The organism is Solwaraspora sp. WMMA2101 (genome assembly GCF_049179175.1).
GTDB lineage: Bacteria > Actinomycetota > Actinomycetes > Mycobacteriales > Micromonosporaceae > Micromonospora_E.
Map to the genome: position 1 here is coordinate 2,056,668 of NZ_JBMHMA010000006.1, position 24,516 is coordinate 2,081,183.

A 24,516-nucleotide genomic window follows, 5' to 3' on the forward strand; every position below is an offset into this window, starting at 1 on the left:
TCACTCTCCTACGGCTGCAGGGCCGCAGTCAGTATCCGACCGGCGTCCTTGCCGTAGAAGACGACCTGGTTGCCCTTCCAGTGCGCGGGGAGTCCCTGCCGGACGAACTTGTCGACGTTCATCAGCATCGGCCCCTCCACCACCTGGTACCTACCGAGCGGGTTGCCCCGGGCACCGGTGCGGTAGTGCTTCACGACGCCGGCCAGATCCGGGCTGTCCATGGCGAACTTCTTCGTCGCCAGGGCGTCGAGCTTCGCGTTCGGCACCTTGAAGTGCAGCACCACGCCGTCCCCACCGAACCGCGGACTCCCCGCCCAGTCGGCCGCCTGCTGCCGCGAACGGGTGGTGTAGAAACCCTTGCCGAAGTCCATCCTCGACCGTGACGAGAATCCGGTGTCCACGCCGTTGGCCCGGATGTTCTCCGCCGCCTGCCGGCTCGTCCCGTGGTAGAGGTCCGTGTAGCCGCCGCAGTTGTGCACCAGGACCGGCCGGTCGGCCGCCACCACGTAGTAGGTGTGGACGCCGGCGACGGTGAGGTCGTTCATCCATTTCAGGCCGGTCCAGACCCGGACCGCGGTGACCCGCTGGGTGGTTTCGCCGTCCGGGCTGCGCAGCCGGTCACCGGGGCGCAGGTCGGCGGCGTCGGTCCACCGCCCGGTGTCGGCGTTCCAGAACGGGTGGTGCGCGGTCGTCTCGACGACCGTACTCTCGCCGGTCGTGGTGTCGGTGACCGTGACATCGGTCAACTCCCGGTCGGCGTGGCGGTGCAGCACCCGTACCGACCGGGCCGAGCTCTGCCCCGTGGCCGGGTCGGTCGCCAACACCTCGTCGCCGAGCTCGACCTCGCCGATCGACTTGCTGGTGCCGTCGGCCATCCGTACCCGGGTGTCCGGCGCGAAGCTGTGCCGGACACAACTGCTCGCCGCACCGGCTAGGTCGTCGACCCGGCTACCGCCGGCGCGGGCCGCGTCGTCGGCGTAGTCGGCCGCCTCCCGGGTGGCCCGGCTGGTGCCACGCGATACCGCCCGCGACAGGTCGTCGACCTTGCGTCCCACCGCCTTGCCGGCCGACGCGACGGCCTTGCCGGCCGACGCCGCAGCCTTGCCGACGCTGGTGCCGGCGACCTTCTTCGCCCCGGCGGACCCGGCCTTGCTCAACGCCTTGCCCGCTGCCGGGCCCATCATCGGCAGCGCCGCGCCCAATCCACCGACGACCCCACCCAGTACGGCGGTGCGCAGCAGCTCGACGCCGGTCTGGCCCTGCATGGCACCGGTGACCAGGGCACCGGTCACGCCGGAAGCCACCCCGCAGGCGACCGCTCCGACCCCGGTCCAGCCGATCGCGACCATGCAGGCGGCCTCGACGAAGAACCCGACCAGCGCGCCGACGATGTCGGCCTTGTGCTCGACGATCCAGTCCCTGGCCGTCCGGGCCCACTGGCCGACCTGGTCGACGGCCCCCTTGATCGCCTCGGCCATCTTCTTGTACGCCTGTGACAGTGCCTGCTTGACGTCGTTGAACTTCTCGGCGATCTGTTCACGGGCTGCCTGCGCCCACTCGGAGACCCGCTCCCACGCCTGCTGTACCCCGGCCTTCACCGTGTTCCAGGCCTGCTGCACGCCGGAGGAGATCTTCTTCCAGGCGTTGCGCAGCCGCTTGCCGAAGTGACCGGTCGGGTCGGTGACCGTCAGCGAGTTGCCGTCGCCGTACTGGTAGCGGTTGGCCCGGATCGAGTCGGGCACCGGGCTGACGGTGACGCTGTCGCGGCTGTCGAACTGGCCGACGGCCGGGTCGTACCAGCGGGCGTGCATGTTGACCCGACCCGACCGGGGATCGGTCCACTCCGACTGGTAGCCGAGGTTGCCCTCCATGCCGCTGGCGGCGGTCACCTCACCCAGCGGCGAGTAGGTGCGGTGGCCGGTCACCGACGTACCGGCGGTGTTGAACTGGGCGACGATGTCGTCGTGCAGGTCGGTCCAGAGCATCCGGCTGGTGCTGCCCGCCCGGACCGCGACGGCACCGCCGTCCGGATCCCGCAGGTACTTCGCGGCGCCGTCCATGGCGAGGTCGTTGCCGAGCCCGGTGTACCGGAAGTCGCTGCGCAGCGCCCGGCCCAACGCGTCGTAGGTGTACTCCCGGGCGTTACCGCCCTCGGTCGGCTGCTGGCTGACGATCTGGTCGAACGCGTCGGCGACCCCGACCGCGGTGGTACCGCCGGTGACGGTCTGCTTGCGGGTGCCCCGAGCCGTGTAGGTGTAGCTGGTGCCGGTGCTGTCGGAGACGAGCCGGTTGCGGGCGTCGTGGACGTAGTCGACGTCGCCGACCCCGGTCCGGTTGCCGGCCGCGTCGTACCGGTAGCCGACCGTGGTGTTGCCGTTGTTCCACGAGGTCAGCCGGTCGGCCAGGTCGTAGGTGTAGGTGTTGCTGACCGTCGACGAGCCACGGGTGACGGTCTTGCTGGTCTCGTTGCCGTTGGCGTCCCAGCCGTAGGTGATCGTCCCGAGGACCTGCCCGTTGGACCGCACCAACCGGTCACTGGTCAGCCGGTGCAGATCGTCGTAGGCGAACACCCGCCTGTTGTTGGTGCCGCCGTAGGACATCGACGACACCGCCGACATCTCGTCGTAGGCGTAGCTGACCGACACGCCGGCGCTGCTGTTGCTCAGCGACGCCAACCGGCCGGCGCTGTCGTAGCCGTACTGGGTCAACCCGGCCTGGTCGTCGCGCGACGCCATCGACCCGTCCGCCGTGTAGGTGAACGCCGCGTCCCCGGACGGGCCGGTCACCGACAAGGGCAGCCCCCGGTCGTCGTAGGCGACCCGGTTGGTGCCGCCGGACCCGGAGAACTCCACCAGCCGACCGGCCGGGTCGTAGCCGTACGTCCGGTCCTGGGTCGCGGCCTCGGCACCGGAGCCGGACTGGCGCTCCAGCCGACCGGCGTCGTCGTAGACCAGGGTCCGGGTCACCCCGCCCGGGGCGCGCTGCGAGACCGGCTGACCGGCCACGTCGTACACCGTGGTGTAGGTGCGGTCCGCCGCGTTCGGGTACGCCGCCGTGGCCGGCTCGATCCGCGACTGTGGCAACCCCCACACGTTGTACGTCGTCCGGAACGCCTGCCCCCGCCCGTCGGTGAACCGGGTCGGGTTGCCGGCCAGGTCGTAGCCGTACGACGACTCGATGGTGGTGCCGGCAGCCACCGGCTCGGACTGGGTGCGCGGCAGCCCGGTCGCGTCGTAGCTCAACCGGGTCGTGCTGCCCCGCGCGTCCGTCGCCGACACGGTGTTGCCGGCGGCGTCGTAGGTCCAGGCCGACGTGGTCAGCGCGGCCCCGCCGGTCGCCCGGTACGCCGCCGTCGCCCTCGGCTGGGACAGCGGGTCGTACGTGGTGGTGGTGTACGTGCCGTCCGGGTTCGTCTGCTTCACCGGGCGGCCCAGGGCGTCGTGGTCGACCCGGCTGGTCTGCCCGGCACCGTCGACGACGCTGGTCAGCTCCCCGGCGGCGGTGTAGCCGTACCTGGTGGTCACCCCGGCCGGCGTGGTCACCGTCGACAGCCGACCGGCGGTGTCGTAGCCCATCGTCGTGGTGTGCGTCTGCCCGGTCTGGCGGACCGCCTCGCTGACGCTGGTGGTCCGCCCCAGCAGGTCGTAGCTGCTGCCGGTCACCGCCCCGGTGGGGTCGGTCACGGCGAGCAGGTTGCCGGCCAGGTCGTAGCGGGCGGTCGTGGTGGCACCGTCCGGCGCCACCTGGGTCACCACCCGGCCCAGCTGGTCGTAGGTGAACCCGGTCTCCCGGCCCAGCGGGTCGGTCTGCGACACGACCTGGCCGAGGCTGTCGTACGCCGCCGTGAAGACCGGGACGACCGGGGTCGACCCGCCCGGCGGGGTGTACGCGGGCAGCCGGGTCTCGTACGGCCGGCCGGCCCGGTCGAACGCGTTCCGGGTCACGTTGCCGTTCGGGTCGGACTCCGCGGTGACCTCACCGAACGTGTTGTAGCCGATCCGCTCCACCGGTCGGGCGGTGACCACCGCCGCGTCGAGTTCCCCGGTCTCGGCCTGCACCTGCGGGCCGGTCGTCACCGCCGGCCGATCGGCCTCGTCGTAGGCCACGTTCGTGGTGTTGCCCAGCGGATCCAGCGCCGCCGTTGCCAGACCACCGTCGTCGAGCACGTAGCTGGTGCGCGACACCGTGGCGTCGGCCGCCGGTACGGTGCCGGCGACCACCCGGTCGGCCCAGCCGGCGTCCGCCGACACGCCCTGGTACAGCTGCAGGTCGGAGACCGCCCCGTCGAGCCCGGTGCCGATCCGCAGCCCGCCCATCGCCACGCTGTGGAAGCGGGCGCCGGTGAATTCGTCGACCTTGTCACCGTCAAGGAACACGGTGAACTTGTCGGCCTGCGGGTCGACACCGACGGCCAGGTGCTGCCACTCGTTCTCCTGGACCGAACCTTCCCCGAAGGGACAGTCGCACCGGATGAGCGAGGCGATCTGCTGCTCGTTCGTGGCCACCCGCCATCCGTCGATGGTGTGGTCGAACCGGAGCTGGAAGGCGAAGTCGCGGTGGGCGGTGGACGCACTCAGCCGCGCGGCACCGGGCACGGTCAGCACCGCGCCGGACTTGCCGTCGTTGTCGACCCGCACCCAGGCGGCCACGGTGTACGGCCGGGTGGTGTCCACCGCCGGCGCGGCCGTGGTGATCTGCGACGTCGACGCACCGGTGAACGCCGCGACCCGCCCCCGCTGGGCGTCGTTCTCCCAGTTCACGCCGGTGGCCGTACCGGGGCTGTTGCCGGCCGAGTCGGCGGCCGCCGTGCCGCTGGTCTCGTCCAGCCGCCAGCGGGCCACCGGCGTCGTCGTCCGGTCCGTCTCCCGGTACCGGGTCTGCGAGACCTCCCGGCCGAGGATGTCGTACGCGTGGTCGGTGACGGCCAGCGTCGCGCCGGAGCCGTCCCGGGCGACGCTGGACAGCACCTGGTCACCCGGCGACAGCGTGGTCTCGGTGACCCGGTGCAGCCCGTCGGGGTCGAGCACGCTGCGGGTCTGCCGGCCCGCCGCGTCGTAGGCGTACGTCGTGACGGTCTGCCCGTTGTCGGTGCGCTGCTCGACCAGGTTCCCGGCCGCGTCGTAGCTGTTGGCCTCCAGCAGGAACGAACTGTCCCCGTCGGTGCGGGTCACCGTCGCGGGCCGCCCGTCGTCGGTGTACGTGTACTCCGTGACGTGCCCCATCGCGTCGGTGGTCGACGCCAGCCGGCCCGCCGGGTCGTAGGAGTTCGACTCCACCACCAGATCCACGGCAGGAGTCGGGTCGTTCGGGTCCCCGGTGTAGCCCTTCAGCGTGCGCGACAGCAGGTCGCCGTTGACGTCCACCTGGTAGGCGTTGACCGTCCCGTCCGGATCGGTCTGCTCCACCACGTGCCCGTAGACGTCGTAGCGGTAGCCGGTGGTGGCGCCCATCGGGTCGACGGCCTGCGACCGGCGGCCGTGGCCGTCGTAGGACCATTCGCTGACCCGGGCCACGTCCCCACCGGTGGCGTCGCTGACCCGCTGCTCGGTCAGGAACCCGTCCGGGCTGTACGAGTGCTGCGTCACCGCCGTGTGCACCGCGCCGGTCACCCGGTCGGTCACCGCCGGATCGGTCCGGGTCGCCACCCGCCCCATCGCGTCGTACGTGTACGTGGTGGTCCGCCCCTGCGGGAACGACGGCGTCACCACCGTCTCGGTCAGTTCCCGGCCCAACCGGTCGTACGTGTAGCTGGTGGTCGCGCCCGCCGGGTCGACCACCGTCGCCAGGTCACCGGCCGAGGTGTACGTGAGCAGCTGCCAGCCCTTCGACGGGTCCAGCACATGCGTGGGCAGCCCGGCCGGAACGCTCCCGCCGGTGGTGTAGACGATCTCCGTACGCCGGCCGAGCGGATCCACCGTGCTGCGCAGGTTGCCGTTGAAGTTGTCGTAGAAGTACTGCGTCCGGTAGGTGTCGTCCTGCGCGCTGAGCGAGCCCGGCCCGCGTAGCGCCGTCAGCCGGTCGCTCTTGGGGTGCGTCGGGTCGCTGCTGTAGAAGGTGTAGGTGGAGTAGCTGCTGGAACACTTCTCGGCGGCCTGGTCCTGGCAGGTCACCTCCTGGATGGTGTTGCCGCGCTCGTCCTGCACCGACCGGGTCACGATCCCGTTCGGGTCGTACTCCAGGCTGGTGAACCCGCCGGTGTCGTACCCGTACAGCGTGGTGCGGCCCAGCGCGTCGGTCTGCGACACCTTCCGCCCGGACACCAGGTCGTAGGAGTACGACACCTGATGCCCACCCGGGTCGGTCACCGACACGATCGTCACCGGGTTGGCCACCGTCGTGGTCAGCGCGTCGCGCGCCGCCGCGTCGGTCTGCGTCGCACCGGGCGGCAGGGTGTCCGCCGGCAGCTGGCCGGCCGCCGTCTCCGACAGCGTGGGTGCGTCCGTACCGCCGCCGGTCGCGGCGGTGACCACCAGCGGCACCGTCTGCCCGACCGACCCGTGGTGCAACGTCACCTCGTCGGCGCCCAACGCCCGGTCGTAGAACGCCACCTCCGCCAGCGACCCCGCGTAGTACGCCGTCGCCCCGGCGGCCAGCCCCGACCAGCCGTTGCCGGTGTACCCCGCGCCCAGGTAGCCCTGCCCCTGCGGGCCGGCGGCCGGCAACGCGCCGGTGCTCGACTGCACCGGCACCCCGTCGAGGTACAGCACCTGCGTCGTGGCGTCGGCGGCGTTCGTCGTGGTCAGTACGGCGTGGTGCCACGCACCGTCGTTGACCGGTGCCGGCGAGGTCAGCGCCAGCGCCCACCGCTGGTTGGCCTGGCTGGTGGCGCAGCTGCGGATGGCCAGCGCGGTGCCGTCCGTGGTGGACGAACCCGGCACCTCCAGGCAGCGGCCCGCCCCGGTGTTGCGCCAGCCGCCCTGGTGCGGCGTCCACTTCTGGTTGGCGCTGGTCGAGCAGGTCTGCGCCTGGACCAGGGTGCCGTTGCCGGTGGCCTGACCGGTCAGGCCGAGGCACTTGTCGCCGCGCCGCAGCTGTCCACTGCCGCCGACGTACCGCCAGCTCTGGGCGGGCGTGGCGGCGCAGGTGCCGACCTGCACCTTGGTGCCGTTGGTGGCCAGCTCCGCGCATTTGCCGGCGAGCCCTGACGTCAGCGGCCCGGTCGGCTCGGTCGACGGGGCCAGGCCGCGCAGCCGACCGTCGGCGTCGATCCACAACACCGGCGAGCCCGCCGACGGCGTACCGCCCACCGCCGCGTCCTGCGTGCCCAGCAGCACCCCGGCGGTCGCGGTGGTCTTGAACCACAGCTCCTGCGACTTCGCGCCGGTCGGCGCGACCCGGCCGCCCGGGACCGCCGCCAGCGACGACGCCCCGTCGAACGACACCGCGGTGCCGTCGGCGAACGGACCCGCCGCGCCAAGTGTCACCGCGCTGAACGTCGCGGTCTCCTGCCACGTCTCGTTGACGGCGTCGACCCCGGCGGCGTCGCGCAGCCGCCAGTAGTCGGTGGGTGCCGAGCCCAGCACGGCCGCCGCGTACAGGGCGCTGGTGCCGGCCACCCGGGGCGTGCCCATCGTCCAGGTCCCGCCGTTGCCGTCGGTCAGCTCCGACAGCTTGCCGGTGACCGGGTCCGTCGACAGCGACGCCAGGGTCCGCCCTTCGGCGCTGGTCACCGTGGACAGCTGCCAGCTCTGCGCGCGCGCCGTACCGTTGATCTCGGTGACGTCGGCGTCGGTCAACGTCCGGTCGAAGAACGCCACGTCGGCGATCTGGCCGGTGAAGAAGTTCGCGTGCCCGGTGTTGTTGGCGGAGCCCTGATGCGGCTGGTCGGGCCAGTTCCCACCGACGAACCCGGCACCCACGTACTCGTACGCCGACCCGCCGATGTCGAACATCTCGATCAGGCCGTCGCGGGACGCCTGCCGGATGCCGTCCAGGTACAGGGCCTGGCTGGCGCCCGCCCCGGCCAGCACCACGTGATGCCACTGGCCGTCGTCGACCCGACCGGACGACTGCATCGTGGTGCCGGCGAAGCCGTCGTAGAACTTCGCGTGCAGCTTCCCACTCGTCCCGACGTAGATCGACGGCGTGTAGTTGCGCGACGTCGTACCGTCCGAGATCGGATCGTGCTGGTACGAGAACAGCACTCCGGCCCGCGACGTCGCGCCGGTGCGGAACCACATGCTGACCGACTGGTACGCACTGTCGTTGACCAGCCCGCTGGGCAACCGCACCCGCGACGACGTGCCGTCGAACGCGGTCGACGTCGACGTCGAGCCCGGCCACACCGTCGGTGTCGCGCCCGGCGTCGTGTTCTCGTAGAACGCCACGTCGGTGCCGCCGCGTTCGAGCACGTCACTGGCGGCCCAGGTGGATCCGCCGGGTTCGTTCAGCCGCCAGTACGACGACGGTGCGTGGTTGCGCACCGCGTTCGCCCCCTGGTTGGCGTCGTTGCCCCAGCCGTACGTGGTACACGCCGACGTCGGCGTACACGCCTTCGTCAGGCGGTCGTGGCTGCCGTAGGTGTACTGCCACACGTAGCCGCTACCGCCGGCGGTCGGCGCGTCCGTCGTCACCTTGGTGACGTGCGACCCGACCGACGGGCTGGCGGTGCCCGCCCAGGTCAGCGTCAGCGACCGACCGGAGGCGTTGGTCAGCTTCGAGATCAGTCCGCTGCCGTTGTACGTCGCCGTCAGGGTCCGGCCGTTGGCGTCGGTCACCGCCGTGAGCCGGAAGACCCCGCCGCCGGCGGACCGGCCGAACACGTACGTCTGGCCGTGTTTGACGGTCAGCCGGTACCCGGTGACCGTCGTACCGGACCTCGTCTCGGTCAGCACCTCGTACCGCCCTGGCGGCGGCACGAACGTTCCGTCCGAGGTGGGGCCGAACGCGGCCTCCGAACCGTCCGGGTACGTCACCACGACGCTCTGCAGCGCACCGGACGTGCTGGTCCGCCCGGTCACCTGGGCGTCGAGCAGGCTCGACCAGCCCTGCCCGAACGCCCCCGACCGCCGGGTGTCCAACGTGTTGTACGACCGGGTGATCGCCAGCTCCGGGCCCACCCCGGCCACCTGTGCGTCGGTCGCCGTGGTCGTGTAGTTGCCGATCTCCGGGTGATAGCCCACCCCCGGGTTCTGCGCCAGCCGGGACCCCAACGCCGGCTGCGGCACCCGGGTGTAGAACGTGTACCTCGGATACCGGGCGCCGTAAACGGCACCGTCGAACGGCTGCACCACCCACGAGTACTGCTTGTTCGACCGCAGCAGCCCGGCAGGGACGTCGTAGTAGGAGCCGGTGCCCTCGAGGACGCGCAGGACCGTGCCGGCGTCGTCGTGCAGCCAGAGCTTGTAGCTCACCGGCCCGGAGTTGTCCGGGTCGTGGCCACGCACGTACAACCGGGGGGTCAGCGTCGACACGACCGCGCCGTGCACCGGGGAGCGCCGGCTCACCTGCGGCGGCAGGTTGGCCGTCATGGTCAGCTCCAGCCGGGGCGCGTACGCCCCGTTGCCGTAGTTCGCCGAGGTGAACCGCGCGCCGGAGGCCAGGACCTGCTCGTCGTCGATCAGCGCCAGACCGAGGTTGCGCTGCCCGAGCGCCCACCCCGAGATCAGCTCACGGACGTCGACCTGCACCCACTGGCCACTCGTCGGGCCCGCCGACGGGTTGGCGCACGCCTGCCCGTTGTCGGTGTAGTAGCGGTACCGCACCGAGCCCGGTTCGATGTCCGGCCCGGGCAGGCCGGCGGTCGCCAGCTCACCGACCGTCCACTCCTGATCGACCAGGCCGACCTGCAGGTCCTTGACGTCGCAGCGCACCCGGTGGTTCAGGAACAACCGCAGGTACGCCGAGGCGATGATCGGCTTGGCGGGGGTCAACGCGGACGAGATGTCGAAGTTGAGGAACGTCCGGGAGCCGACTCCCCCGTTGTAGCCCACCTGCAGGTGGTTGCCGTTCTGCACGGTCGCGCCGGTGCCCGGGTCGGAGTCGACGAACACGTCCCCGTCGGGGCCGGTGGTCACCGTCGGATCCACCCGTACCGGGAAGACCCGCGCCGGGTCGGTCAGCCACGACCGGTCGGCGATCAGCTTCAGTGCCGGCCCGCCGTCGACCTCGGTCAGCTCCATCGTGACGGCCGCCGACCGCGCCGGCAGCCCGGTCTTCGCGTCTACCGACGAGTCTTCCATGTACGCCGGCGGGATCGACGCCACGACGGTGCCCGCGTCGTCGACCAGCTCGACCGACCCGGCCGAGGAGATGTGGGCCGTCACGCCCCGCAGGGTCAGCGGGAACACCCACTCCGATGCGGCCTGCGGCGACGCCAGGATCAGCGTCTCCTTCACCCCGTCCGGCCGGGCCACCAGCTCCAGGTCCGTGCCGGGCAGCACCTGCCGGTACGTCGCCGTCGCGCCGTCGACCTCCGGGGTCACCGCCGCCGCGTCGGCCAGGCTCCACCCGAACCCGCCGCCGCCGGGCAGCGGCAACTCGACCAGCGGCTCCCCCGCCGCCGTGTCGGATGCCGCTGCCCCGCCGGATGCCGCCCCAGCGCCGGATGTCGCCCCCAGCGACACCCCCATCGGGTTGTCGGTGACCCCCCACCGGTCGCCCCGACGCACCAGGGTCGGATCGATCGGCCGCCACGACCCGTCCGCCGCCCGGTAGTTGACCTGACCGGTGCTCAGCTGCGCCGTCGTCGAACCGTCGGCGTTGTCGTACACCGTCATGGTCGACCGCGACGACCGATCGTCGCGGCGGCTCGTCGCCGGATCGTGGCGGGCCGCCGTCACCGGCGTCACCGACCCGTCCACCGCCGGCTGGCCGGCGTACCCGGGCAGCCCGTCGACCAGCCGCTGCGGCGCACCCGCCCCACCGGCGGCCCGGGTCGCCGCCGCCGAGGTGTACCCGCCGGGGCCGGCACCGTCGCCGACCGGCGACACCGGGAGCTCAGCCGTCGCCGGGCCGCCCCATGGCAACCAGCCCGGCCGATCGGTGATCCACGACGTCAGCCACCCCACCGGGAACTCGCCGTCGGCGGGCACCGCCCCCGGCGGCACCGACGACGACAACCCCACCAGCGCCGCGGCCACCACCGCGACCCCACCGGCGCACCGCCGCCACCTGGCGAACGTCCGGGTGGTCCCTGTTCGACGACGGCGGTGTGGCTCTTGGCTCGTTCCCATCGGTGGCGGCCTTTCTCGCTGCGGTACGCCGTTCGCCCAGTTAGGACCAGGAACAGATCGTGCCGGCTCGGAGCCGCCGAGTAATGAGGGAAATCTGAGGAAGCCGTTGGGGAATACCAGGGAAGCGCTGAGCGCGCGCCAGCAGCCGGCCGGCCCGGCGTGATCACCCCGGGACGGTCCAGTGCCCGGAGTCGCGGGCCGGCACCGGCCGGGCGACCCAGCTGGACCGGTCCGCGTCGTCGCTCCAGTCCGGTACCTCGCCGAAGTAGATGATCATCGCCCAGTAGCGCCGGTCCTCGTGCAGGACGATCTCGTCGTCACCGGAGAAGTCCTGCCCGTGCCACTGCTCGTTGATCCGGGCGACGGCTTCGGCACGGGAGATGTCGAACAGCTCGACCATCTCGGCCGCCGTCGCGTCCAGCAACTCCCGGACCTCGGCCGACAGGTCCATTTGATAGACATCCATCGTCCTTCTCCTACGGCTGCAGGGCGTCGGTGAGCACCTGGCCGGCGTCCCTGCCGTAGAAGACCACCTGGTTGCCGGACCAGCGGGGCGGCGCCCCCAACCTCAGGAAGCCATCGACATTCATGAGCATCGGACCTTCAACCACATCGTAGTTGTTCGCCAGGTTTCCGCCGGCACCGGTGCGGTAGCGGCGCACGGTGTTGGTCAGGTCCCGGCCACCGCGCCGGTTGAACGTCTTCGTGAACATGGCGTTGAGTTTCGCGGTCGGCACCCTGAAGTGGAGGACCACTCCGTCCCCGCCGAATCGCTTGCTGGCCCATTTCTGTGCCTGCTGCTGCGAACGGGTGGTGTAGAACCCCTTGCCGAAGTCCATCCTCGACCGGGTGGAGAAGCCCGGGTTCACGCCGTTGTTCCGGATGTTCTCCGCCGACTGCCGGCTCGTCCCGTGGTACAGGTCCGTGTAGCCGTCACAGTTGTGCACCAGCACCGGCCGGTCGGCCGCCACCACGTAGTAGGTGTGGACGCCGGCGACGGTGAGGTCGTTCATCCATTTCAGGCCGGTCCAGACCCGGACCGCGGTGACCCGCTGGGTGGTTTCGCCGTCCGGGCTGCGCAGCCGGTCACCGGGGCGCAGGTCCTCGGCGTCGGTCCACCGGTTGGTGTCGGCGTTCCAGAACGGGTGGTGCGCGGTCGTCTCGACGACCGTACTCTCGCCGGTCGTGGTGTCGGTGACCGTGACATCGGTCAACTCCCGGTCGGCGTGGCGGTGCAGCACCCGTACCGACCGGACCGAGCTCTGCCCCGTGGCCGGATCGGTCGCCAACACCTCGTCGCCGAGCTCGACCTCGCCGATCGACTTACTGGTGCCGTCGGCCATCCGTACCCGGGTGTCGGGGGCGAAGCTGTGCCGCACGCAGCTGGCGGCCCCGTCGGCCCGGTTCCCGCCGGCGCGGGCGGCGTCGTCGGCGCGTTCGGCGGCTTCCCGGGTGGACCGGCTGGTGCCCCGGGACACCGCCCGGGACGCGTCGTCGGCCTTGCGGCTGACCGCCCGGCTGAACGACCGGGCCCCGGCGGCAGCCTTCGCGCCGACCCGGGCGCCGGCCTTGCCGACGCTCGTGCCGGCGACCTTCTTCACGCCGGTGGAGGCGGCCTTGCTCAGCGCCTTGCCGGCGACCGGGCCCATCATCGGCAGGGCGGCGCCGAGACCACCGGCCAGGCCGCCGATCACCGCGTCCTGCAGCAAATCCATGCCGGTCTTGCCCTGCATCCCACCGGTGACCAGGGCCCCGGTGATGCCGCCGACCATGCCGCAGGCGACCATGCCGACCCCGGTCCAGCCGATCGCGACCAGACAGCCGGCCTCGACGACCATGCCGACGATCGCGCCGACGATCTCGGCCTTGTGTTCGACGATCCAGTCCCGGGCCGTACGGGCCCACTGGCCCACCTGTTCGGCGGCGGCTTTCAGCGCCTCACCGGCCTTGATCAGATCCTGATAGCTCTGCTCCACCGTCTGCCTAATGGCGTTGGCCGCCTCGACGAGCTGTTCCTGCGTCCACGTGGTGGCCGCCTCCAGGCCGTCGCCGACCCAGTCGAGAAAGTCGGTGAAGTCGTCCCACGCGTCGCCGGCCCAGTCGACGGCGTCGTCCCACCTGTCGCCGGCCCAGTCGGTGAAGTCGTCCCACGACCTCGCGAACGGTTCCCCGAAGTGGCCGGTGGGGTCGACCACCGTCAACGGGCTGCCGTCGCCGTACTGGTAGCGGTTGGCCCGGATCGAGTCCGGCACCGGACCGACGGTGAGACTGTCCCGGGCACCGAACTGCGCCGTGACCGGGTCGTACCAGCGGGAGTGCATGTTGACCTGCCCGCTGCGAATGTCGGTCCACTCGGACTGGTAGCCGAGGTCACCGAACATGCCGCTGTCCGCGGTCACCTCACCCAACGGCGAATACGTACGGCTGCCGGTCACCGACGCCCCGGCCGGGTTCAGCTGGGCGACCACGTCACCGTGCAGATCCGTCCACACCAACCGGCGGGTGTTGTTGTGCCGCGCCCCGACCACACCACCACCCGGGTCCCGGGTGAAGAACGCGTTGGAACTGTCCCGGGCGAGGTGGTTACCGAGACCGGTGTACTCCCACCCGTCCCGAAACGCCCGACCCAACCCGTCGTAGTCGAACACCCGCGCGTTACCACCCGCCGGGGTGTGCTCGGCCACCTGGTCGAACGCGTCCGACACCGTCGTCGCCGCACCAGCCGCGCTGCGGGTGCCGCGCGCCGTGTACTGGTAGCCGACCCCGGTGCTGTCCGACACGAGGCGGTTACGGGCGTCGTACACGTAGTCGACGTCGCCGATCCCGGTCCGGTTGCCCGCCTTGTCGTAGCGGTAGCCGACGGTCGTCTTCCCGTCGTCCCACGACGTCAACCGGTCCGCCAGGTCGTAGGTGTAGGTGTTGACCGTCGTGGACGAGCCACGGGTGACGGTCCTACTGGTCTCGTTGCCGTTGGCGTCCCAGCCGTAGGTGATCGACGCGATCGTCGACCCACCCGAGGACACCAGCCGGTCGCTGGTCAACCGGTGCAGATCGTCGTAACCGAACACCCGCCGGTTCCCCGACGTCCCGAACGTCATCGACGACACCGCCGACATCACGTCGTACGTGTAGCCGATCGCGGTGCCCATGTCCGTGTTGTTCACCGACACGAGCCGGCCCGCCCCGTCATACCCGTACTCCGTCAACCCCGCCGCGTCGTCGCGCGACTCCATCAACCCGTCCGCCGTATAGGCGAACGCCGCGTCCCCCGACGGGCCGGTCACCGACAACGGCAACCCCCGGTCGTCGTACACGACCTGATTGGTGTCCCCCGGCGCGGAGAACTCCACCAACCGACCCGCCGCGTCGTACCCGTACGTCCGATCCGTGGTGGCCGCCTCCGCGCCCGACCCGGACTGACGCACCAACCGGCCCATCTCGTCGTAGACCAGGGTCCGCGCCACCCCGCCCGGCACCCGCTGCGACACCGGCTGCCCCGCCACGTCGTACACCGTGGTGAACGTCCGGTCCGCCGCGTCCGGGTACGCCGCCGTCGCCGGCTCGATCCGCGACTGCGGCAACCCCCACACGTTGTACGTCGTCCGGAACGCCTGCCCCCGCCCATCGGTGAACCGGGTCGGATTCCCCGCCAGGTCATAGCCGAACGACGACTCGATCGTCGTCGTCGCATCCACCGGCTCCCGCTGGGTCCGCAGCAGGCCCGCCGCGTCGTAGCCGAACCGCGTCACGGTGCCCCGCGCGTCCGTCGCCGACACCACGTTGCCCGCCACGTCATAGGTCGAGGCCGCCGTCGCCAACGCCGCCCCACCACCGGCCGCGTACGCCGCCGCCGACACCGGCCGCGACAACATGTCATAACCCGTCGTCGTGTACGTACCGTCCGGATTCATCTCCCTCACCGGCCGACCCAGGCCGTCGTGGACGACACCGCGGGTCTGCCCCGCGCCGTCGACCACAACTGTCAGCTCACCGGCCGCGTTGTAGCCGTACCCGGTCGTCACCCCCGCCGGCGACCGCACCGACGACAACCGCCCGGCGACGTCGTAGCCCACCGTGGTGGTGTGCACCTGACCGGTCTGCCGCACCGCCTCACTCACACTCGTGACCCGACCCAGGAAGTCGTAGCTGCTGCCGGTCACCGCACCCGTCGGATCCGTGGCCGCCAACAGGTTGCCCGCCAGGTCGTAGCGCGCCGTCGTCGTGCCGCCGTCCGGTGCCACCTGGGTCACCACCCGGCCCAGCTGGTCGTAGGCGAACTCCGTGACCCGGCCCAACGGATCGGTCTGCGACACCACCTGACCGAGGCTGTCGTACATCGCCGACGCCACCGGCGTCACCGACGACGACCCACCCGGCGGCGTGTACGCCGGCAACCGCACCTCCACCGGCCGGCCCACCCCGTCCACCCCGTACGTCGTCACCGCCCCGTTCGGATCCGACTCCGCAACCACCTCACCGAACGTGTTGTAACCGACCCGGGCCACCGGCCGGGCCGACACCACCGGACCATCCAACTCACCCGACTCCGACTGCACCGCCGGACCCGTCGTCACCACCGCCCGGTCGGCCTCGTCGTACTCGACGAACGTGGCGTGACCCAACGGATCGATCACCGACGTCGCCAGACCAGCGTTGTCGACCACATAACTGGTCCGCGACACCCCCGCGTCCGCCGCCGGCACCGCACCCGCCATCACCCCGGCGGCCCAGTCGTCGTCGCCCGGCACCCCCTGATACACCTGCAGATCAGAGATCGCCCCCTCGTGGCCGTCGCCGATCCGCACCCCGCCGGCCGCCACGCTGTGGAAGCTGCTGCCGGTGAAGTCGTCGACCTTCTCGCCGTCGAGGAACACGATCCACCGGCCGGCCTGCGGGTCCACGCCCACCGCCAGGTGCTGCCACTCGCCCGCCTGCATCGAGCCCTGCCCGAAGGTGCGGCTGTGTCGTATGTAGGCACCGCCTTTGAACACGAGCTGCTCGGTCGTCAGCGCCCGCCACGCGTCGACGGTGTGGTCGTAGTTGAGTGCGAACGCGGGTGCGCCCCGCTCGGCCACGTTCGTCCGGGCGAGGCCCGGCATGGCAAGCACCGAAACAGGCGCTCGCAGATCGTCCAATCGCACCCAGGCAGCGACCGTGTACGGCCGGGTGGTGTCCACCACCGGCGCATCGGTGACGATCCGCGACGACGAGCCGTTGAACGACGCGACCCGACCCCGCTCGGCATCCGACGCCCAGGTCACGTCCGTGGCCGTACCCGGACTGTTCCCCGCCGAGTCGACCGCCGTCGTCCCACCCGCCTCGTCCAACCGCCACCGCGCCACCGGCGTCACCGACCGGTCCGCCGACAGGTACCGGGTCTGCGACACCGGCCGGCCCAACACGTCGTAGGCGTAGTCGACGACCGACAACGCCTCCCCTGCAGCGTCCCGATCCACCCGCGACAACACCTGGTCGGTCCGGGACAGCGTCACCTCGGTCACCCGATCCAGGCCGCCCGGATCCAGCACGCTGCGCACCTGCCGGCCCGCCGCGTCGTAGGCGTACGCCGTGACGGTCCGCCCGTTGTCGGTCACCCGCTCGACCAGGTTCCCCGCCTCGTCGTAGCCGTTGCTCTCCAGCAGGAACGAACTGTCCCCGTCGGTGCGGGTCACCGTCGCGGTCCGCCCGTCATCGGTGTACGTGTACCGCGTCACATAGCCCATCGCGTCGGTGGTCGACGCCAACCGATTCGCCGGGTCGTACACATTCGACTCCACCACGAGATCCACCGGCGGTGTCGGGTCGTTCGGATCCCCGGTGTACCCCTTCAGCGTCCGCGACAACACATTGCCGTTGACGTCCACCTCGTAGGCGTTCACCACCCCGTCCGGATCGGTCTGCTCCACCAGGTGCCCGTACACGTCGTAGCCGTAGCTGGTCACCGTCCCCTCGGCGTCCACCGCCTCCGACCGACGCCCACCCCCGTCGTACGACCAGGTGCTGACCCGGGCCACATCCCCACCGGACGCGTCACTGACCCGCTCCTCCACCAGGAACCCATCCACGCTGTACGAGAAACACGTCACCGCCCGATGCACCGCCCCGGACACCCGATCCGTCACCAACGGACCCGTCCGCGTCACCACCCGACCCACCGAGTCGTACGTGTACGACGTCGTCCGCCCCTGCGGGTACGACGACGTCACCACCGTCTCCGTCAACGTCCGACCCAACCCGTCGTACGTGAACGTCGTCTCCGCAGTCGCCGCGTCCGACACCCACGCCACATCACCAGCCGAGGTGTACCTGATCGTCTGCCAACCCTTCGACGGATCCAGCACATGCCACGGCAGACCGGCCGGGGCGGGCCCACCGTCGACCGCGGGCACCTCCGTACCGTCGGTGTATTCGATCTCCGTCTTCCGGCCGAGTGGGTCCCGCACGGTGTGCAGGTTGCCGGTGTTGTCGTAGGCGTACGTCGTCAGGTAGGTGTCGTCCTGCGCACTCTGCGAGCCCGGCCCCCGCACCTTGGTCAGGCGGTCGCTCTTCGGGTGCGTCGGGTCGCTGCTGTAAAAGGTGTAGGTGTAGTAGCTGCTGGAGCACTTGTCGGCGGCCTGGTCCTGGCAGGTCACCTCCTGAATGGTGTTGCCTCGCTCGTCCTGCACCGACCGGGTCACGTGCCCGTTCGGGTCGTACACCAGGCTCGTGAACCCACCCGTGTCATAGCCGTACAACGTCGTCTGACCCAACGCGTCGGTCTGCGACACCTTCCGCCCGGTCACCAGGTCGTACGAGTACGACACCTCGTTGCCACCCGGATCGGTCACCGACACGATCTTCACCGGATTCGACACCGTTGTCGTCTGCGCGTCCTGCGCCGCCTCGTCGACCCGCACCGCACCCGGCGGCAACGCCTCGATCGGCAACGCTCCCGCCGCCGTATCCGACAACCGGGCTTCGACAGCCCCGTCACCCGCCGCGGTCACCACCAACGGCACTGCCCGACCCACCGACTGGTAATGCAGCGCCACCTCGTCCGCGCTCAACGTCCGGTCGTAGAGCGCGACCTCCGCCAATGCACCCGCGTAGTACGCCGTCGAGTCCGAGGGCAGCCCCGACCACCCGTTGCCCGTGTACCCCGCACCCAGATACCCGTGACTGAGCCTTTCGACCCCGCCGGCCAGGGAGCCGGTGCTGGCCTGCACCCGCACACCGTCGAGGTACAACGCCTGGACGGTGTCATCGTCGGCGGCGGTCTTGGTCAGCACCGCGTGGTGCCACTTGCCGTCGTTGACCGGCGCCGCCGACACCAACGCCAACGCCCACCACTGATTGGCCTGGTCGTTGCAGTTGCGGATCGCCAGCTGGGTGCCGTCCGTGGTCGACGAGCCCGGCACCTCCAGGCACCGGCCCGCCCCCGAGTTGCGCCAACCGTTCCCGGACGCTCCCCACTTCTGGTTCGCGCTGCTCGAACAGGTCTGCGCCTGGACCAGCGTGCCGTTGCCGGTCGCCTGACCGGCCAGGCCCAGACACTTGTCACCCCGACGCAGCTGCCGGCTGCTGCCGACGTAGCGCCAACTCTGCGCCGTCGCACCGTCGCAGGTGCTCAGTTGCACCTTCGTGCCGTCGCCCGCCAACTCGGCGCACTTGCCGGCGAGCCCCGACGTCAACGGCCCGGTCGGATCCACCGAAGCGGACAACCCCCGCAACCGGCCGTCGGCGTCGATCCACAACACCGGAGACCCCACCGACGGCGCACCGTCCACCGCCGCGTCCTGCGCCCCCGCCAGCACATCGCCGGTCCCCGTGGTCCGGAACCACAGCTCCTGGGACCGCGTCCCGGCCGGCGCCACCCGCTCTCCCGGCACCGACACCAGCGACGATGACCCGTCGAACGACACCGCCCTGCCGTCCGCGAACGGACCCGCCGCCCCCAACGTCACCGCACTGAACGTCGCGGCCGTCTGCCAGGTCTCGTTGACCGCCTCCACACCGGCCGCGTCCCGCAACCGCCAGTAGTCCGTCGGCGCCGACCCCAGCACCGCCGCCGCGTACACCCCGCTCGTCCCCGCCACCCGCGGCGTCCCCAACGCCCAGGTCCCACCGTTGCTGTCGGTAACCGACGCCAGCTTCCCGGTGACCGGGTCCATCGACAACGACGCCAGCGTCCTGCCTTCGGAGCTGGTCACCTTCGACAACTGCCGGCTCTGACCCCGCGCCGTCGCGTTGATCTCAGTGACCTCGGCCGAGGTCAAGGTCCGGTTGAAGAACGCCACATCGGCGATCTGCCCGTCGAAGAAGTTCGCATGCCCGTGGTGGTTCGGCGAACCATGATGCGGCTGGTCCGGCCAGTTCCCCCCGACGAAACCAGCACCCACGTACTCATGCGCCGACCCACCCACGTCGAACATCTCGATCAGGCCGTTGCGGCCCGCGTGCCGGAGCCCGTCCACATACAGCGACTGACTCGAGCCGGCTCCGGCCAGCACGACGTGATGCCACTGCCCGTCGTCCACCCGACCGGACGACTGCATCGTCGTCGAGTTGCCGTCATAGAACTTCGCGTGCAACTTCCCACTCGACCCGACATAGATCGACGGCGTGTAGTTGCGCGACGTCGTACCGTCCGAGATCGGATCATGCTGGTACGAGAACAACACTCCTGCCCGGGACGCCGTCCCCGTCCGGAACCACAGACTGACCGACTGGTACGCACTGTCGTTGACCAGCCCGCTGGGCAACCGCACCCGCGACGACGTGCCGTCGAAGTCGGTCGACGTCGACGTCGAACCCGGCCACACCGTCGGCGTCCCACCCGCCGACGTCCCCTCGTAGAACGCCACATCGGTGCCGCCGTTGTCCAGCACACTGCTGGCCGCCAGGGTCGAGCCGGACGGTTCGTTCAACCGCCAGAACGACGACGGCGCATGGTTCAGCACCGCGTTCGCCCCCTGGTTGGCGCTGTTACCCCAGGAGTACGTGGTGCACGAGTCCGTCGGCGGACACACCTTCGTCAGGCGGTCATAGCTGCCGTACGTGTACTGCCACACGTACCCACTGCCACCGGCGGTCGGCGCGTCCGTCGTCACCTTCGTCACATGCGACCCGACCGACGGACTCGCCGTCCCCGCCCACGTCAACGCCAACGACCGCCCCGACGCGTTGGTCAACTTCGACACCAGTCCGCTGCCGTTGTAGGTCAACGTCAAGGTCTGGGAGTTGGCGTCCGTCACCGACGTGACCGTGAACGCGCCGTCACCGGCCGCCCGGCCGAACACGTACGTCGTCCTGTGCTTGACGGTCAACCGGTACCCGGTCACCGTGGCGCCGGACTTCACTGCGGTCAACACCTCGTACCGCCCCGGCGGCGCCACGAACGACCCGTCCCTCCTCGGCCCGAACACCGACTCCGACCCGTCCGGATACCGCACCACCACATCCAGCACCGCGCCCGCCGAGTTGGTCCGCTCGGTCACCCGGGCGTCCAACAGGCTCGACCAGCCCTGCCCGAACGCCCCCGACCGCCGGGTGTCCAACGTGTTGTACGACCGGGTGATCTCCAGCGCCGGCCCCACCCCCGCGACCTGCGCATCCGTCACCGCCGACGTGTAGTTGCCGATCTCCGGGTGATAGCCCACCCCTGGGTTCTGCACCAGCCGGGACCCCAACGCCGGCTGCGGCATCCGCGTATAGAACACGTACTTCGGATACCGGGCGCCGTAGACAGCCCCGTCGAACGGCTGCACCGCCCACGAGTACTGCTTGTTCGTCTCCAACAACCCGACCGGGACGTCGTAGTACGACTTGGCGCCCTCGTTGACGTGGATGACGGTCCCGGCACTGTCGTAGATCCAGACCTTGTAGCGCACGGTGCCGGACTCGTCGAAATCGCGGCCGCGCACGTACAACCGGGGCGTCAACGTCGACACCACCGCACCATGGGCCGGCGCCCGCTGGTCCACCTGCGGCGGCAGGTTGTTCGACAAGGTCAGCTGCAACCGCGGCGCGTAGTCACCGCCGGCATAGTTCGCCGAGGCGAACAAGGCCGCCGCCGCCTCAGACAAGTCCTCCTCGTCCAACAGCGCCAGACCAAGATTCGGCTGACCGAGCGCCCAGCCCGAGATGAGGTCCCGGACATCGACCTCGACCCACTGGCCGACGGACGGATTCGCGTTCGGGTTCTCACACGCCCGCCCGTTGTCGGTGTAGTACCTGTAGTGGTTCGGTCCCAGATCGATCTTCGGGCCCGGATGGGCGGCGGTCCGCAGATCACCGACCGTCCACTCCTCCTCGACCAGCCCGACCTTGATCCGTTGGACGTCACACCTCGCCCGGTAGTTCAGATACAGCCTCAGGTTCGCCGAGGAGATGAACCAGCCCGACTTCGCAAGCTCCGACGGTATGGTGAACTTGAGAAACGTCCGGGACAGGACGCCGTCCCGGTTGCCGATCGCGAGACGGTCGCCGTTCTGCACGGCGGGGCCGGTGTCCGGATCGGTGTCGACGAACACGTCCCCACTCGTCGAGATCAGCGCGCCCACGTCCGCCCGCGCCGGGAACACCCGCGCCGGATCCGTCAACCACTCCCGGTCGGCCACCAGCTTCAGCGCCGGGGCACCGTCGACCTCGATCAGCTCCATCGCGACCGCCGCCGACCGCGCCGGCAACCCCGTTTCCGGGTCGACCGACGAATCCTGCATGACCGCTGGCGGGATCGACCCCACCACCGAACCGGCGCCGTCGACCACTTCGACCGACCCACCCTCACCGGCCCGGACCGACACCCCGTCCAGCGTCAGCGGAAACACCCACTCCGACCCGGCCTCGCGCGACGCCAGCACCAGCCCCTGCCGCACCCCGTCCGGCCGCGCCACCACCTCCAGGTCGGTGTCCGCGAACACCTCCGGGTACGTGGCCGTCCTGCCGTCGACCGCCGGCACCACCGCCGCCGCACCAGCCAGACCCCAGCCCACCGACCCATCATCGGGCAGCGACAACTCCACCAACGACTCACCGGCAGCAGCGCCCGCCAGCGACACCCCCAGCGAGTTCTCCCGCACCACCCACCGGTCACCCCGACGCACCAGAGTCGAGTCCACCGGCCGCCACGAACCATCCGCCGCCTCGTAGTTGACCTGCCCCGTACTCAACTCCGCCGTCGTCGAACCATCCGTGTTGGTGTACACATCGGCTTTCGGCCCCGATGCCACCGCGTCCCGCACACTCGTCTCCGGATCGAACCGGCCCACCGTCACCGGCGTCACCGACTCGCCCACCACCGGCTCCCCGGCGTACCCCGACAGACCGTTCACCAACCGCTGCGCCGAACCCGCCCCACCCGACGCCCGCGTCGCCGCCGACCCCACGTACCCACCCGAACCGGCACCGTCACCGACCCGCGCCGCCGGCAACTCCACCGCCGGCCCACCCCACGGCAACCACCCCGACCGACCGGTGAACCACGACGACAACCACCCCACCGGGAACTCACCGTCCGCCGGCACCGCACCCGGCGGCACCGACGACGACAACCCCACCAGCGCCGCGACCACCACAGCGACCCCACCGGCCCACCGCCGCCACCGAACGAACGTCCCCGCTGTCCTCAAGCGACGCCGACGGTGAACAGCACGACTCGCAGACATCAACGACTACCTCTTCCCACCTCGAGACATTCGGCCGCGCAGCGGTCGACCGTAGGGAATCATCTACGGAGGACGATGTAGGAACTTGAGGGAATGCTGAGGATCGCCTGTTGAATCACTGTAGGTAATTCTGAGGAAACACCTCCGACTCTTGATCGTCAGGGCTTGACCTGGATCTGCGGGCTCGCCGATCGGCTCCGGAACTACCGCGCCGGGCCGCCCGGGCGGGCATGATGGCCGGGTGCGGTTCATCTCCGGCGCGGCACCCGCGCACGACCTGACCTACAACGACGTCTTCCTGGCCCCGAACCGGTCCGACGTCGCCTCCCGGCTCGACGTCGACCTGGCCACCGCAGACGGCACCGGCACCACCGTTCCGCTCGTCGCCGCCAACATGACGGCGGTCGCCGGCCGGCGGATGGCCGAGACCGTGGCCCGCCGGGGCGGCCTCGCGGTGATCCCCCAGGACATCCCGATCGAGGTGATCGCCGAGGTGATCGCCTGGGTCAAGCAGCGCCACCTGGTCTACGACACCGCGCTGACCCTGGGCCCGGCCGACACCGTCGGCGACGCCATCCACCTGCTGCCGAAACGGGCCCACCGGGCGGTGATCGTGGTCGACGACGGACGGCCGGTCGGCATCGTCACCGAGACCGACTGCGCCGGAGTCGACCGGTTCGCCCAACTGCACGAGGTGATGTCGACCAACCTGCTGACCGTCGCCGGGTCGGTCGATCCGCGTACCGGGTTCGACCTGCTGGCGCAGGGCCGCCGCCGGGTCGCCCCGGTGGTCGACGCAGACGGGCAGCTGGTCGGCGTGCTGACCAGGGCCGGAGCGCTACGGGCCACGCTCTACCGGCCGGCGGTCGACGCCGGCGGCCGGCTCCGGGTCGCCGCCGCCGTCGGGATCAACGGTGACGTCGCCGGCAAGGCGGCCGCGCTGATCGACGCCGGGGTGGACACCATCGTGGTCGACACCGCGCACGGCCACCAGGAACGGATGCTGGCCGCCGTGCGTACCGTCCGCAAGCTCGACCCGCCGGTGCCGGTGGTCGCCGGCAACGTCGTCACCGCCGCCGGGGTCGACGACCTGATCGACGCCGGCGCCGACATCGTCAAGGTCGGCGTCGGGCCGGGTGCCATGTGCACCACCCGGATGATGACCGGGGTCGGCCGGCCGCAGTTCTCCGCCGTACTGGAATGCGCGGCGGCGGCCCGCCGACGCGGCCGGCACGTCTGGGCCGACGGTGGGGTACGCCACCCCCGCGACGTGGCCCTCGCTCTGGCCGCCGGCGCGGCCAACGTGATGATCGGCTCCTGGTTCGCCGGCACCTACGAATCCCCCGGCGACCTGTACACCGACGCCGACGGCCGGCGGTACAAGGAGAGCTTCGGGATGGCCTCGGCCCGGGCGGTCAGCGCCCGCACCGCCGACGACAGCCCGTTCGAGCGGGCCCGCAAGGCGGTCTTCGAAGAGGGCATCTCGTCGGCGCGGATGCTGCTCGACCCGGACCGTCCCGGCGTCGAGGACCTGATCGACGAGATCGTCGCCGGGGTCCGCAGCGCCTGCACCTACGTCGGTGCCGCCACCCTGGAGCAGTTCCACGAGCGGGCCGTCGTCGGGGTGCAGAGCACCGCCGGCTACACCGAGGGGATGCCGGTGGCCGGCAGCTGGTGACCCACCGGAGCTGCCTGGC

The 24,516-nt window shown here is 70.9% G+C and carries 4 protein-coding genes; 1 reads left to right on the forward strand and 3 read right to left on the reverse strand.

Features of this window, described 5'->3' with window-relative positions:
* Window positions 1–8: 8 nt before the first annotated feature.
* The 3 genes from ACN28F_RS10110 to ACN28F_RS10120 form a co-directional block, all read right to left on the reverse strand.
* Entirely contained in the window at window positions 9–11,081 is an 11,073-nt protein-coding gene (locus tag ACN28F_RS10110) for a LamG-like jellyroll fold domain-containing protein (protein WP_421357543.1), read from the reverse strand.
* 256 nt (window positions 11,082–11,337) lie between these two features.
* Window positions 11,338–11,640: a hypothetical protein gene (locus ACN28F_RS10115; protein ID WP_289207776.1), complete on the reverse strand. Its 303-nt coding sequence runs from the start codon at window positions 11,638–11,640 to the stop codon at window positions 11,338–11,340.
* A 10-nt stretch (window positions 11,641–11,650) separates the two neighbouring features.
* Complete coding sequence (locus ACN28F_RS10120) at window positions 11,651–22,729, reverse strand: LamG-like jellyroll fold domain-containing protein (RefSeq protein ID WP_421357544.1); 11,079 nt, start codon at window positions 22,727–22,729, stop codon at window positions 11,651–11,653.
* A 331-nt stretch (window positions 22,730–23,060) separates the two neighbouring features.
* On the opposite strand from ACN28F_RS10120, the gene ACN28F_RS10125 reads away from it, so the two are divergent.
* A complete protein-coding gene (locus ACN28F_RS10125) occupies window positions 23,061–24,497 on the forward strand; it encodes a GuaB1 family IMP dehydrogenase-related protein (protein ID WP_421357545.1) in 1,437 nt (478 codons plus the stop codon).
* The last annotated feature ends 19 nt before the right edge of the window (window positions 24,498–24,516 follow it).